This window comes from Treponema sp. Marseille-Q4523 (assembly GCF_016901105.1).
Classification (GTDB): domain Bacteria; phylum Spirochaetota; class Spirochaetia; order Treponematales; family Treponemataceae; genus Treponema_D.
In genome coordinates this window covers 1-13,876 of record NZ_JAFEVM010000050.1, presented here as the reverse complement: position 1 = coordinate 13,876, position 13,876 = coordinate 1, and the positions used below count along the sequence as shown (strand labels likewise).

At 51.3% G+C, this 13,876-nt stretch carries 10 protein-coding genes and 1 rRNA gene; all 11 read right to left on the bottom strand.

What is annotated here, in order from left to right; genetic code table 11:
* Positions 1-121 (bottom strand): 16S ribosomal RNA (locus JSQ97_RS11880); the annotation flags it as partial.
* Positions 122-504: 383 nt separating this feature from the next.
* A complete protein-coding gene (locus JSQ97_RS11875; RefSeq protein ID WP_205076242.1) occupies positions 505-1,260 on the bottom strand; it encodes a pseudouridine synthase in 756 nt (251 codons plus the stop codon).
* 6 nt (positions 1,261-1,266) lie between these two features.
* The gene (locus JSQ97_RS11870) at positions 1,267-2,631 is read right to left on the bottom strand and encodes a citrate/2-methylcitrate synthase (RefSeq protein WP_205076241.1); all 1,365 of its coding nucleotides are present in this window, start codon (positions 2,629-2,631) and stop codon (positions 1,267-1,269) included.
* 169 nt (positions 2,632-2,800) lie between these two features.
* On the bottom strand, positions 2,801-4,039 hold the full coding sequence (locus JSQ97_RS11865) for a tetratricopeptide repeat protein (RefSeq protein ID WP_205076240.1): 1,239 nt from the start codon (positions 4,037-4,039) through the stop codon (positions 2,801-2,803).
* An 84-nt stretch (positions 4,040-4,123) separates the two neighbouring features.
* Complete coding sequence (locus JSQ97_RS11860) at positions 4,124-5,215, bottom strand: flagellar filament outer layer protein FlaA (protein WP_205076239.1); 1,092 nt, start codon at positions 5,213-5,215, stop codon at positions 4,124-4,126.
* Positions 5,216-5,295: 80 nt separating this feature from the next.
* The gene (locus tag JSQ97_RS11855; RefSeq protein WP_205076238.1) at positions 5,296-5,763 is read right to left on the bottom strand and encodes a GerMN domain-containing protein; all 468 of its coding nucleotides are present in this window, start codon (positions 5,761-5,763) and stop codon (positions 5,296-5,298) included.
* 17 nt (positions 5,764-5,780) lie between these two features.
* The gene (locus JSQ97_RS11850; protein ID WP_239447128.1) at positions 5,781-6,842 is read right to left on the bottom strand and encodes an N-acetylmuramoyl-L-alanine amidase; all 1,062 of its coding nucleotides are present in this window, start codon (positions 6,840-6,842) and stop codon (positions 5,781-5,783) included.
* A 61-nt stretch (positions 6,843-6,903) separates the two neighbouring features.
* Positions 6,904-8,652: an ATP-grasp domain-containing protein gene (locus tag JSQ97_RS11845; protein ID WP_205076237.1), complete on the bottom strand. Its 1,749-nt coding sequence runs from the start codon at positions 8,650-8,652 to the stop codon at positions 6,904-6,906.
* Positions 8,645-11,152 carry a cytidylyltransferase domain-containing protein gene (locus JSQ97_RS11840; RefSeq protein ID WP_239447127.1) on the bottom strand — a complete coding sequence of 836 codons (2,508 nt, stop codon included), beginning with the start codon at positions 11,150-11,152 and terminating at the stop codon, positions 8,645-8,647. The genes JSQ97_RS11845 and JSQ97_RS11840 overlap by 8 nt, the downstream gene beginning before the upstream one ends.
* Positions 11,140-12,093 carry a hypothetical protein gene (locus tag JSQ97_RS11835; protein WP_205076236.1) on the bottom strand — a complete coding sequence of 318 codons (954 nt, stop codon included), beginning with the start codon at positions 12,091-12,093 and terminating at the stop codon, positions 11,140-11,142. The genes JSQ97_RS11840 and JSQ97_RS11835 overlap by 13 nt, the downstream gene beginning before the upstream one ends.
* Positions 12,068-13,615, bottom strand: a complete 1,548-nt coding sequence (locus tag JSQ97_RS11830; protein WP_205076235.1) for a spiro-SPASM protein — start codon at positions 13,613-13,615, stop codon at positions 12,068-12,070. Before JSQ97_RS11830 ends, JSQ97_RS11835 begins: the two co-directional genes overlap by 26 nt.
* Positions 13,616-13,876 lie beyond the last annotated feature (261 nt).

The window sequence follows — 13,876 nt, the reverse complement described above, 5'->3', positions numbered from 1 at the left end:
TTCGTTATCCACGTGTTACTCACCAGTCCGCCGCTCTCGGCATTGCTGCCTGCCGCTCGACTTGCATGGTTAAGACGCGCCGCCAGCGTTCGTTCTGAGCCAGGATCAAACTCTCCATCATTATGTTCCCGGATTGCTCCGGGTCTAATTCCGTTCGTTTGTCCCCGCTTGCTCTCGCTTGATTCGGGAGACTTGTATATCTCCGCATGCGTCTTGCTTTCTTTCCTTCCCTCTACCTGTCAAACAGCGCACCCGTGATTTGCGCGGGTAGCTTGTAATTTACTACTTTTCTCTCCTCCCTGTCAAGTACCTACCCCTCCCTTTTTCAAAACTTTTTCCTCCACCCTATATGCGGTTTGGAATAAGGACTGCCCCCGACTCCCCTCACTTCACAAAACACAATGTCCTTATCAGCGGTGTAGCGACGGTAACCACCCCTTTGATAAAAATAAATCAGCGCTTTTGCGCTTTATTTCCTTTCATGCTGAAGCGGCGCACAAGTTTTCAAATTCGGTATAGCAGCTCAATTTCATCTTCCGAAAGTTCCCTCCATTCGCCTTTTTCAAGGCTTTCGTCCAGACGAAGCGCACCGATCGCGATGCGTTTCAAATAGACGACTTCGTTTCCGAGCGCGGAAAAGATACGCTTTACTTCGTGAAACTTTCCTTCGTAGATCGTAAGCGTGCATTCGTCTTTTTCATCGCCGCTTCCGAGCCACACGAGGCAAGCGCTTTTGCAGTCTGCTTCTTTTTCTCGTCCTTCCGGTCCTATGTGTACGCCTTGCGCGCATTTGCAAACGTAGTCCGCCGCTTCTCCGCTCCGAACTTTGTTTGAGAGGCGTACAAAATACGTTTTTCCGCATTCGCTTTTCGGAGAAGTGATGCGGTGCGTAAGTTCTCCGTCGGTTGTAAGGATGAGCAGGCCTTCCGTATCGCAGTCGAGTCTTCCGATCGTGTGCAGATTGTCTTCGAAAAAAGGCGTACGGTACGCATCGCCGAGCAAATCGAAAACCGTTTGATGAAGTCCGTCGCGCTTTGCACACACATAACCCGAAGGCTTGTGCATCATGAGGTAGACCTCTTTTCGGATTTCGATTTTTTTGCCGTCCGCGGCGACGGCATCTTTCGATTCATCGACGCGCATCGATGAATCGAATACGCATTTGCCGTTTACGGTCACGGCGCCCGAACGAAGAAGTTTTTTTACGGAAGAGCGGGAACCCAAACCTCCGTGCGCCAGCAGTTTGTCGAGGCGGATCATGTGCGCTTACTTTACGCGCTTTTCGATCGGAATGTAATCTCGCACATCGCACACGTTTTTGTACGCCGGCCGGTAAATCCTGCCGCCCGCAACGATCTCTTCGATGCGGTGCGCGCTCCAGCCTGCAATGCGCGAAATCGCAAAGATGGGCGTATAGAGTTCGCGCGGAATATTGAGCATGGAATAGACGAAGCCCGAATAAAAATCGACGTTCGGACAGATTCTTTTGTCGGCGCCGTGCACTTCGGCAAGGACATCGGGAGAAATCTTTGCAATAAGATCGTAAAGGCGGAATTCCGCTTCGCATTTTTTTTCTTTTGCAAGCTTTGCCGCCCGCTCGCGAAGGAGCACCGCTCTCGGATCGTCGATCGTGTACACCGCGTGCCCCATGCCGTAAATCAAACCCGTAGCGTCGAACGCTTCGCGTTTTGCAATTTTTATTAAATAATCGCGAACCTGCTTTTCGCTCGTCCAATCCTTTACATGAGACTTGATGTCGTCCATCATTTCCATGACGCGGATATTCGCACCTCCGTGCCGCCTTCCTTTGAGCGAACCGATAGCCGCTGCGATCGCCGAATAGGTATCAGTGTCTGCGGATGAAACGACGTGCACCGTCAAACTCGAATTGTTTCCGCCTCCGTGTTCGGCGTGCAAAATAAGGGCGAGGTCGAGGATTTCCGCTTCAAGGCGGGAATAGGTTTTATCAGGACGGATGAGACGCAGAAAATTTTCCGCAGTCGAAAGCTCGGGCAGCGGATTGTGGATATACATGCTCTTGTCGTCGTAAAAACGCCGCTTCGCCTGATACGCGTAAGCCGCAAGCGTCGAAAATCGCGAGATGAGTTCGATGCACTGCTTGAGCACGTTGGCGATATCCCGCCCTTCGGGATCGGGATCGTACGAATAACTTGCGAGCACGCCGCGCGCCATCTTGTTCATGATATCGCTCGACGGCGCTTTCATGATCATATCTTCCGTAAAGTTCGGCGGGAGCGTACGGCGGAGTCCCAAAAACTGGGTAAACTCGTCGAGCTGCTTTTGCGTCGGAAGCTTGCCGAAGAGCAGGAGATAGACGCACTCTTCGTAGCCGAACTGCTTTGTACGCTCGGCATCTTTAACGAGGGAAGCGACATCGTAACCGCGGTAAAAAAGTTTTCCGGGGATCGGCACTTTTTCACCGTTTACCATATCGTAGCCGACGACATCACCGATGCGCGTGAGCCCGACAAGCACGCCCGTTCCGTTCGCATAACGCAGCCCGCGCTTTACATCGTATTTGGTGTATAAAGAGGGCGGGATCGGATCGTTGCGTTGGGCAAGCACCGAAAGTTTTTTTAAAAAAGCGCTTTGAATCTGTTCTTCCGCCATACATAACCTGCTATAAAAATACGCGCGCATTTCCCCTTCAAAGACTTATGGAAAACTCCCCGCCGCGTATAAAGGATGAGCCGATGCGCGATAAAAAGCTTTTTAATTATACAGATTTTTTGCCGCCGCGGCAACCGCACGCCGAAAACGTATTCCGCAAAATGTACGGTCAAATCTTATCCATAATTTTTGTGAGCAGCACATTGCATGCGTCGTCGTTTATGCCGAGCTTTTCCGCAGCGCGTATATCGCCGAGCGCGCTTTCGTATTCACCTTTTTCATAATACGCTTCCGCCCGATGATAAAAGGCGTGAGACTGGTATTCGTTGATCGACAAAGACTTCGAAAAGCGATCGATCGCGGCCGTATTGTCGCCGAGAATGCCGTAAACGATCCCTTCGTAATACAGGGCGCGGAAATTTTGCGGATTATGAGCCGAACTCGCTTGAAAATCTTCGAGCGCTTTTTGATATTCGCTTTCGGTAAAATAGGCCATACCGCGGTGTTTATATATGACGGATAGCACGACGGCAGGCGGAGCAGATTCGATGATCTGCGTGTAGATTTCGATTGCCCTCGCCAAATCGCCCGTATTGTGAGCGTGAATCGCATCGAGGAGCAAATCGTCGATCGTTCCTTTTGCAAAAGGTGCGGCGCTTCCTTCCTGTTCGGGAGATGTTTTTTTTATCTCGCGTTTGATCGTATCGAGTTCATCGACTTTTTCATAAAACAATTTTCGCCGCTCGTTCACTTCGCCCTGCAGTTTTTTCTGATAATCCCGTATTTCCTGAAAAATCGTATCGGCGAGCGTCAGCGACGCGTTGATCGATGCGAGCTTTCTGCGAAGCGGCAGATCGAACGGAGAAAACTCGCTTTTGTAGATAAGCTCGTGTTCGACTTCCGCCCATGCGTCCTGTAAAATCGTGCGGATTTGAATTTCGCACACGATATCGTTTAAGCGCGGAAGCGAGGGAAAATCGGACTGCGGCGGAAAACACGAGTCGGGAATTTTTACGAGGATGTGAATCGATTCGTATTCGAAGGCTTTGAAATTCTGAGCGGGTCCCTTTTGCTCGATTTCCCGCACATCGAAAAGTCCTTGCACCTGTTTTAAAACGACGGCGATGTCTTCGAGAAACGCGCAGATGATGCGTATGCCGATCATATCGGTGAGGCAGATGAGAGAGCCGTCGTCGGGCGAACCGACTTTTAAGCGCAGAATTTTTTTATAGTAGCTGTCGAAAGATTTGATGCGCGCTTTATACGTCGGAGGAGAAGCGAGCGTAACGGCGCGTTCCAGCCGTTTTTGAATATTTTCCATAACGGCATAAAAATACGGCGCGTACGCTTCATAGGTTTTTTGGATATGGACTTTTGCCGGAAGACTATCGTAGGATTTGTATTCCATAACTCGAAATCAAATTATAAAAAAAACGTCCCCCTCCGCACGGAGCGGCATGGAGGACGTTTATTAAAGGAAACTTACGGCAGCTTATCGTGCATTTGCGGAATTACCCGACGAACGTGCTGCGTTCGACGTGGAGTCCGGATTGAGGCTCGAAGTGAAGCTTTCTTCCGTAGCCTGTTTGATGCGTTCGAGATAACGGTTCACCTGCTTGTTGCCGAAGCGCTCCATTTCGATCGCCTGGCGTCTCTTTTCGCGCGCACGAACAATGCCCCACAGATCTTCATCGGCGATATCGCGTTCGGATGTCAGCACGGCTTTGTCGTAGATGACTTTGACGTCTTTGAAGTAGCCGATATAGTCGCCGCCGATATGAGCCGCGTCGCGCGTAATCTGGAAACCGGCAAATTTTACATACGGAATGCCGCGCGGATAAATCGGGTACACGCGGATTTCGCGGTTGCGGATCTCGCTGATGTACTGCGGGTTATTCCACACGAGTTCTTTCCAGCCGTCGAATCCGAGATAGCCCATAAAATAGCGGCGTTCGATCCCGTCGTTGTCTTTGAGCAAAACGTACAAGCCTTCGGGGTAGTTCATACCCATCGTCGTGACGGCGATCGATTTGATCGCACCGACGTTTCTGAGCAGTCCGTAACCGTCTTCAAAAAGCGATTTTCCGCTCGCCTTTTCTTCGTCGGTCTGTGCCTGACGGTTGCCGTCGGCATCGGCGGCTGCAAGCGGTTCGAACACGGGAATGTCGAACGGCGGTTCGATACGCGCGTTTGCATTTGCGTTCCATTCGGGGAAAAGAACACGGACGCCCATGACGTTCGAACCCGCAAACGGAACATCGGCTTCGCTGCGCACAGGGGCTGCGACGACCGTCGAAACACCCATCGCCTGCACATTTTTCGCAGATGAATTCAGCACGACTTCCCATTCGGGGAGCGCGAGAGAGGTCTTCATGAGATCCCGCTGCTCTGCGGTAAATGTCGCGCCCGCAGCCGCCGCATAATTCATCACGGTACGGCCGTTTTGCGTCGGATTACCGTTTGCATCGGCGACGACGTCCGCATCGAGCTTCGTAAAATCGATAAGCATCGATTCCGTAGCGAAAAGCCCCGCGCCTCCGGTAAGCAGCATCCCCGCCGCAATCACTAAAAAAGTCTTCTTCATTTTGGAAGCTCCTTATACTATTCGATGTAGCCTTGTACCGCTTATCACGATAGTACAAAAAAATCCGTTTGTCAAGGATTTTATTTTTGCAAATCCCCGACGGCGTTTTTTTCGTACGCATGATTGCCGGCAACAAACACTTCGATAGTATGAATATTTTTAAAATTATACAGGATATTTTTCCTGAATAATTCCATCCCTTGTTGTATTTCGGAGGCGCCGTCCGCTTGGGAAACAAGCGCGTCCGAAAGATCGACATACAGAACGCCGCCGCGCACAAAACACGATTGCGCACGGGTACCCCGCGTAAAAAGCGGGCGGTATTCCGCAGTCAAAGGCCCGAGCAGAAGTTCGTCTACGTAGCAGTTCACCTTTCCCTGCACGGGACGCCGCGGTAAATACCTCGACTCCATACAGATTTTGCCGGTTGCAGCCGACTGGAACATAAACACGTAGCGTACGCCCGGATAGCTCATCATCCACAGCACAAGAGACAGAACGAAAGAAGCCGACACGATCGCGATAAACGCCGTTGTTTTTCTTTTCATAACGCAATCGTACAAAATCATTTTGATGATGTAAAGCCTCTCGACCGCTCAAAGTGCGTGATAAAATCGCTTATGCCGTTATATATGCCGAATGCGGCTTTTTGCAGATACCGGGTGTCGCTTAAATTCCGCGCTTCGGTATAATTCGTTAAAAAACCCAATTCGACGAGCACGCTCGGCATGTTCGCGTTGCGAACGACGAACCATTCTTCCGCCTTTATGCCGCGCGCTTTCGACTTGTCGCCTATCTGCGCCTGCAAGCCGTCCATGATAAATTTTGCAATGAGGACGCTTTCGGTCGTATACTCTTCTTCCGTCATCGCGTTCAAAATCGGAAAGAGCGTTTTATCCTCTCCCTCAGCTGCCTTGTCGATAACGGTGCGGCGGTAACCCGGCGACAGATACCACACTTCGTAACCGCTCGCTTTTTTATCCAGAGAAGCGTTTACGTGAACGGAAACATACAGCACCGCTTCGTTTTTTTTCAGCCGTACGGAATTGGCGATATCGGTCCGCTCGCCGAGCGAAAGAAAGGTATCTCCGTTCCTCGTCAATATAATTTTTTTGTCGGGGAACGCCGTTTTGAGTTTTGCGTACAGCATTTTTCCGACGGCAAGCGTTACGTCTTTTTCCCGAATGACGAGCGTCTCCCCGTTTTGCCGGAACACTTGGCTCGCCCCCGGATCTTTTCCGCCGTGTCCCGGATCGATTAAAATCGCGCCGACGCGGTAGTGCGCTTCTTCGCTTTCCGTTTTAAAAAACGATTCCGCCGTATCTATAAAAGCCTGCGACACGAAAACCGCTCCCGCTTTTGCAAGGGGTGCATCGGTTACCGAAAGCTTTCGGTTATCGAGCAGGACGACGCTGTCGCCCGCACGGAAACTTATTTGGTGTCCGTTTTTTTCCATAAGACCGGTTTCAGCCAAACTGTCCCAATACAGGAGAATGCCCGACGCTTCGGCTTTTTTCAGCAGCTCGATCGTTTCCGCCGCATAGCTTTGCGCCGCCGCTGCAAAAAGCAAAACAAGAGAAGCGAATATAATCCTATGTCCTTTCGGCATGTTCATTGCCTTTTTCATTCTCCGATAATTTTTTTCCAACCGTTCCGCAAATCAAGTGAATAGCGGCTAGCATATACTTTCAAAAGCCGGTATTTACCCTATCTATAGTATCGGCAAAATACAGCATTCCCTGCACCCCCCCACGCAGTCCCGCGCGCCAAAATTTTTTCGCGTCGAGGTCGGGATGATCGGGACAGAGTTCGTCGAAAAGTGCGCAGCTTTCGGCAAAGCTTCGATGATTCCAGTCGCGCTCATCCGATTCGTAAAGTCTGCGTAAAACCCGCGGTACGCAATCGGAAACGCGAACGCCTTTCGGTATGACGCCGCTTACCGCAGGTGAGGAACGGGCGGACGCATCTTCGCTCTCAACAGCGGCAGAGGCCGCCCCGTAGGCGTCGGGCGGAAAGCACAGCGAGTTTACTTCCGCCTTTTGTACGAGCGACTGTGCTTCCGCTGTTTTATCCGCCGTACGATTTTCCGCTGTGCATGATTTTGACGCGGCGGCTTCTGCATCGGCAAAAAACGCATCCGTTTCGGGGACGCATGGTTCCAAGCGCAGCACGATTTCAGAAACCGCTTTTTCCGCAGCGGCAATCGAATCCTTACACGACGGAGACGATGAAATCACATTGCCGCATTTTTGCACGTTGTTGTGCGGAAAGACGACCGCATCGCCCGCACCGCTTCGCGGAAATACGTCTTTGACAAAGGGAACGGAACGCGCCGCATCCAAACCCGATACTTCTTTAACGATCCCCGGAATTGAAATCCACGCGCGCTCGGCGCTCGCATCAACACACGGAAGTTCGTACAGTTCGTAGGGCGCGCGACAGTTTCCGCACGAGGGAGGCGGCGTAAACGGAATACGTTTCCGATGCGCTTCGAGGAACGAAGGCTTTTTTCCGCACGCGATGAGGAGCGCTTGTTCGGTGAGATTGCAATGCGACGCGTAAGGGTATGTCCAGCCCGACATAAAGCCGCCCGAAAGACGAGCAGCCGTTTCGCCTATCATCGGCCCCTTTTCCGTATATTTTATGTCGGCCTTTGCCGCCCCGCAGCTGAGACCGAGCGCTTTTGCCGCAAGCGCAAAGACCGCGATGAGTTCGTTTTTTTTCGCATCGGATATCGCAGTCGGCATCGTGTGCCCCGTTTCGATAAAGTACGGCGGAAAAAATATGTGCCGATCGGCAAAGCCCGTAATCGTCATCGCCCCGTCACAGATGAGCGCGTCGATCGAATATTCATCACCGTCCATGTATTCTTCGAGGATGGCGTTTTCAGTCCGCGAAGACGCGAGCGCCGTCTGCAAAGCATCTTCCGCTTCGTCTTCACTCCTTATCATGCGGCAGCCGCGGCCGCCCATATTGTCTACGGGTTTTACGACGCAGGGAAAGCCGAGTTCCCGCACACATTTTTTAACAAAATCAAGCTCGCTCTCTTTTTTCGTTATGCCGAAAAATTTCGGAGAGGGTACGCCCGCTTCCGAAAACTTTTTCCGCATCCGCACTTTGCCGCTCGCGTTGCACGCAGCTTCATAGGAGTGACAGGCAAGTCCGAGCTTTTCTCCCGCGTATGAAACCGAAGATGAAAAATCGGTTCCCGCCGTAAAAATTGCCGCAAGCCCTCCTTCCTTTTGTAATTTTTTTGCAAACTCGTAAATCCCTTCTTTATCTTTTAAATCGATGCGTTCGAATCGATCGGCAAGTCCGACGCAGACGGCGCCTTCGTTAGCGTCGACGACGACCGCGCGGCAGCCGATTTTTTTCGCCGCTTCGATCGCGGGTTTTTGCAAAAAGCCCGCGCCGAGTATGAGTATGTTTTTATCCATGCGATTTTTCCCCCTCTCCCGCACCGCCCGTTTTTCTGCAGTACACTTCGAAAGTATCGCCGAGACGTGAGATGCGGCTTCGGAAAGCGTAGAGCGAATACATAAGCGAATCTTTTTTCCAGCCGTGTTTTTTCACTTGCGGAAAACGCTCGGGATGATGACCCGTCGAAATTATCTTTTCAACCGTAAAGCCGAATCGCCTGAGTATGTGTTTCGCTTTGGACGGTTCCCACAAAGTATAGTGATCGGCGGGGCTTTGCGCATAAAAATCGTCCGTATTCATAAGAGCGGAAACACCTTCTGCTGACGGTGTCGAAAACGCAAAGATGCCGCCGTCTTTTACCAAAGCGAGGGCACTTTCGAGAACGCGATCAAGATTTTGAAAATGTTCTATAACGTACCACATCGTAAGCGCGTCGAACTGACGCACACCGAATTCCGACGCGGGATCGAAATCGGGAAAAGAAGTACAGGATGCGGGAAAGAGAAGAGATGACTGCACATAGGAGACGGCATCTTTGGAAACGTCGGTGCCGAAGACCTGCCATCCGTCTTCCGATGCGGCCGCAAGGAAGGGACCGTAGGCACAGCCGACATCGAGCACGGAAAGTTTCGATGCAAAGCGTTTTTTATTTTTGACGAGCGAATCGATTTCGCGGATGCGGCGCTCTCCTTGCGCCTTTATCGCATCGAAATCTTCGAGATAAGTTTTGCCGTACTGCGCTTTATACTCTTCGGCAAAATAAGTTTTGCCGTAATCGGGTGCGGCGTTTGAATCCGTCCACGACATATAGATCATGCCGCACGAAGCGCATCTCCTGAACGTCCGGTGCAGCGTACGCGAAACGACGGCGTTTTTTTCGGGATCGCTTTGTCCGCAGACGGGACAAGAGAAACGCTTGCCCTTTGCAAGGGATGAGATAAAAGCGCCGAGCGAAGCGTGCCGATTTACGGACTGGATATGGGGATAGAGTTTTTCGCTTTCGCTTAAAACCGTATGCAGTTTTTTTCCCGCAGCATCTTTTTTTTCGAGACAGACGAATCCGTATTTTTTTGCAAGGGATGCGTGCAGCTTTGTCGGCGAAAATAAAAGCACGGCGCAACCAGCATAGGCGGATTCGTATGCGGTAAGCCCGTAATGCGTTACGACGAGATCGTAGGATGAAAGCATTTCGCGCAAAACGGGAACGGGGCGCATACACGCCACACCGGCTTCTTCCGCTTCCGACGAGTCGATGCCGTCAGGGACGACTGCGCTCACAGAGAGACCTTCGCGCCGAAGCGATATCGATACAGGAACGGTAAGGGAAGCGGGATCTTCGCCTCCGAAACACACGAGAACGGTTTTTATATCGGAGCGCGTTTTGCTTCCTTCCCCGCTGTGCGTGCGGGAGGGCATCGTCATAAATGCGCTTTCGCTTATATTCGATTTTCGCGAAAGATTCGACGGGATGATATCGATGAGGTAATCGCAAAAGCACGTATTGTCCGAGCCCTCGTCGATCGCAGCAAGGGGGGCTGCGGTATACAGGGAAGATGCCGTATGTTTATCGAGCGAAAAAAAATCCGAAACGATGAGCGAATATTCTCCGGGAAGCGGATCTTCCGTGACGATCTGCCAATCCGAAAGCCCCCTTCCTTTCGCCTGTTCGATAAGTTCGCCGCATTCGCGAAGCGACGCATCTTTCGGAATATACACGAGGGCGCCCGACTCGATCGCGGCGTCAAGACACCTTCTCAGATGTCCCGTCCCGTCCCCTTCTTTTACCGACGGCACAAAGAGCACGGGATGCGTAACGCTCGGCTCGGAAAAGGCCGATAAAATCTGCTCCGTCGTATAGGGCTCATCTCCCGCTTTTCCCTTGGAAAGAAAGCGAACGGCCGAAAGCGCTCTTCGATAATCTGAAGGCGTGTCGATCGTCGTGCGGCAGTCGGGATAATAAAAACGCGCAGGCGCTTTTTGCATCACAGCCGAAAAGCGGTTTCGATGATTGTAGAGAGCAGGCGCCACGTGTTCGCGGTCGTAAGGTATACTTGTCGATTTTTCGGCCGCGACGAGAGCTTTGCCGCTGAACACTTCGACGCCCGAACCGTGCGGCAGCCCCGTCCACGTCATATAATCGCACGGAGAAAGTGCAATGCGCCGCATATATTCGTCGAGGAGAGACTCCGCCGCTTCGTAAAATAAAAAGGGATTGTCGGCGGTCGCGCGCACGACGACGTCCGCATCGATCTTTTCGATCAACAGGCAAAAGCGCTTTAAAACATCGTCGAGCGGACCTGAAAAAATTTCCCAGCCGCACGAGCGCGTGACCGGCTCGAGTTCGGGAAACGACGCCTCATCCGTCGCGACGTAATACGCGTCGGCTTTTATTTTTTTCATCGCGGAAAGCGTCCACGCGAGCACCGGGCGACCGCCCAAATCTTTGAGCGCTTTGCCGGGAAAGCGTGTCGAAGACATTCTGCACTGAACGATTACCGCCGTCATCATTCTCTCCATTCTTCTATCAAATGCTTTACGTCCGTGTGGAATCTCGCGCGGTTCGTATGCACCCATTTTTTCGCATCTGAAAACCGCCGCTTCGCTTCGAAAAAGCCGCACGACGAATGCGCAAGAAAGTTGAAAAACGAAAGAGGTGCGACAGCTCCTCCCGAATCGGATTTAAAACGCGGCGCCAAATTTTTAAGATAAAACTGCAGATAAGTTAAGTCCGCCGTCGTGTCTTCGATCGGAACGCGCTCATTGTAAGAAAAAAGCATCGACGTCGAAAGGCAGGTCTCCTCTCCCCACAGCCACGAGCGCAGCGCCAAATCGAGATTTTGATAATACGAAGACGTGATCGTATAGTCGAAACCGCCGAGCTGAATGAATTTCGTTTTGTTGTACAGACCGATATGATCGAAGGGATACAATGTATGCATACCGTCTTTGACGACTGCGGATTGAGAAACGGAAAACTTTCCGCGAGAGGCTTCGGGCGTAAAGCGCACCGGAAGCGCTTTTTTTCCCGCATCCGAAAGGCGCGGCGCGATGCAGTATTTTCCCGTCTTTACAAGATTTTCCGCGAGGTGCGGCTGCAAAATCCCCTGAGGGATGTAAAGAGAATCGCGCAGCACAAGCACGTAAGAAGAAGGAGCTTCGCCGATACCGATATTGATCATGTCTCCGTCCGTCACTTTTTCGAGCGGAACTACGAACTGCACGGATGGGATGCGCCTCGAAAGCTCTTCTATATTGCAGCTGCCCGAATTCGGTTCGATCGAAATGACGGAAGCGAAGCCGCACTTTGAAAGCGTTTCAAGCGTCTGCGCGTGGAAGCGGCTCGCGTTCGAATTGAGAAGGACGGCGGAAACGTCCATCTTTTTTTCCGACGGTGACAGACCGCCGATAACGGTGCGGTTGATCTGCCGTTCGTTAAAAATTAAAGGTATAGTATTCATCGCATTTCCCGCATACTTCCCCGTATTCGCACTTCATATCTTTTTCGGCGTAAGAGGTCATCCGCTCCCAAATCGATTCGAGGCTTTCCGTAAACGCATTGCCTATGATATTGTTAAAAACGTATTCGCGGCACGGCGGCACACTGCCGTCGGAGAGGATCGTCATGTCGCGCCGCAAATGCCAGCACGGATTGCGTTCGAGCGGCGAAAGGTCTGCGGGTTTGCACTCGGGAAGGAGACCTGAAAACCAATCGTATTTTTGGATTATCACTTTGCCGCCGTTTTTATCGTCTTTCCAAAAGCGGTAAAAAGCTTCGAGTTCCGCTTCGTTGTCGTTCGTCCTAACAAACTGAGGATAGGTCGTATCGGGAAACGCGCGCTGCAAAAGAGCGACGGCTTTATGAGCGTTTGAAAGCGAGCCTTCCGAACCTCGCATCTTTTTGTACGTCGCTTCGCTTACCGCGTCGAGCAGCACGATCCAAATGATTTTTCCGCCTGAAATCTCTTTGACTTTTTCGCACAGTTCTTCGGTCACGTGAAGGCCGTTCGTTTCGACAAGGAGCGAAAGCCCGTCGTAAGAGGCAACCTCTTTAACAAAATCCGTAAAATCGGGATGCAAAAGCGGCTCACCCCACGCCGAAAGCGAGACGACGGCGCTTTCCGAAAAGGATGCCATTTGCGACACGAGCGGCCGGAATTCGGCGAGCGTCATATCGCGCGGATTTTTTTCTCCGTACATTTTTTTATATGCTTCCCTGTACGGCGAATAAATGCATTCACCCTCTTCCCTGCCTGAAATCTGCACGTTGTAAAAGGCTGGCACGGTTTTCAAAACCGACACGAGGGTCACCGCTTTTTCAGAAAGGCTTGCCGCGTCTTTTCCCTCTTCGCACGCATCGTAGAGCGCACGAGAGGCGATATAGCCCGCCTTCGTCGAACATTCGAACGAAAGACGGTAGAGGCGCCAGTCTTTCGGCGCGAGTACGGTTTCGATTTCAAACGAATTGATATCGGTTTTTAAAATCTTCATGACGGCATCCCGTGTGACGACTTCATCTCCGAGATTTTTTTGCCGCGCAAGAGAAGCAATGATGGCAGCCGCACCCGTATCGAGCGCTTCGGGAGCCAAGCCGTAGGGATAGCCGTCGGCAAAAGTATATTCTGCGGCGTAGGTTTTATGCACGCGGAGGATTTCATCGCTGAGCGCTTTGTCCAAAAAGGGACAGTCGGCGGCGGCGTAGAGTGCGGTCTCCGCTTTTTCACTAAAACTTGCGATTTCGCCCAGCACATCGGCCGTCGTCCACACTTTCTTTTCTTTTACGGAAACGGGCACGGAAGAGGATGCGGCTTCTCTTTTGCACCTTTGGGCATTATCGGATGCGGCAAGGACGATGACGGGAGTACCTTCCGAAACGGAAGCCGCCCACGAAAGCGCCCTATCGTATGCGGAACGTCCGCCGAAAACTTTTTCGAACATATACCGAGCGCTGAATGCGGCATTTAAAATAACGACGGTTTTCATCATTACAGTATCGGCAGATTTTTATACGGGTATAAGATAGAGGAATGAATGTTTTTAGGGGCTGTTTAAGCTTTTCAGGAATACGCTATAATAACAACGGAAACGATTATAAGGAATAAACAAAGAAAAATCTTTAATTTCGCATATCGTTATAATATATTCCTTTTGTATGTTCCCCTGTTCCCGTTCCCTCACAAAATTTTAATATATTATCACGGGAATCAAAAGACGGCTTATTGGAAAATATAAATTGCTTAATCG

What these genes read in the sequence shown, in the direction of transcription:
- JSQ97_RS11875 (WP_205076242.1), bottom strand. Translation starts at nt 1,260, where the DNA reads ATGATCCGCCTCGACAAACTGCTGGCGCACGGAGGTTTGGGTTCCCGC.
- JSQ97_RS11870 (WP_205076241.1), bottom strand. Translation starts at nt 2,631, where the DNA reads ATGGCGGAAGAACAGATTCAAAGCGCTTTTTTAAAAAAACTTTCGGTG.
- JSQ97_RS11865 (WP_205076240.1), bottom strand. Translation starts at nt 4,039, where the DNA reads ATGGAATACAAATCCTACGATAGTCTTCCGGCAAAAGTCCATATCCAA.
- JSQ97_RS11860 (WP_205076239.1), bottom strand. Translation starts at nt 5,215, where the DNA reads ATGAAGAAGACTTTTTTAGTGATTGCGGCGGGGATGCTGCTTACCGGA.
- JSQ97_RS11855 (WP_205076238.1), bottom strand. Translation starts at nt 5,763, where the DNA reads ATGAAAAGAAAAACAACGGCGTTTATCGCGATCGTGTCGGCTTCTTTC.
- JSQ97_RS11850 (WP_239447128.1), bottom strand. Translation starts at nt 6,842, where the DNA reads ATGAAAAAGGCAATGAACATGCCGAAAGGACATAGGATTATATTCGCT.
- JSQ97_RS11845 (WP_205076237.1), bottom strand. Translation starts at nt 8,652, where the DNA reads ATGGATAAAAACATACTCATACTCGGCGCGGGCTTTTTGCAAAAACCC.
- JSQ97_RS11840 (WP_239447127.1), bottom strand. Translation starts at nt 11,152, where the DNA reads ATGGAGAGAATGATGACGGCGGTAATCGTTCAGTGCAGAATGTCTTCG.
- JSQ97_RS11835 (WP_205076236.1), bottom strand. Translation starts at nt 12,093, where the DNA reads ATGAATACTATACCTTTAATTTTTAACGAACGGCAGATCAACCGCACC.
- JSQ97_RS11830 (WP_205076235.1), bottom strand. Translation starts at nt 13,615, where the DNA reads ATGAAAACCGTCGTTATTTTAAATGCCGCATTCAGCGCTCGGTATATG.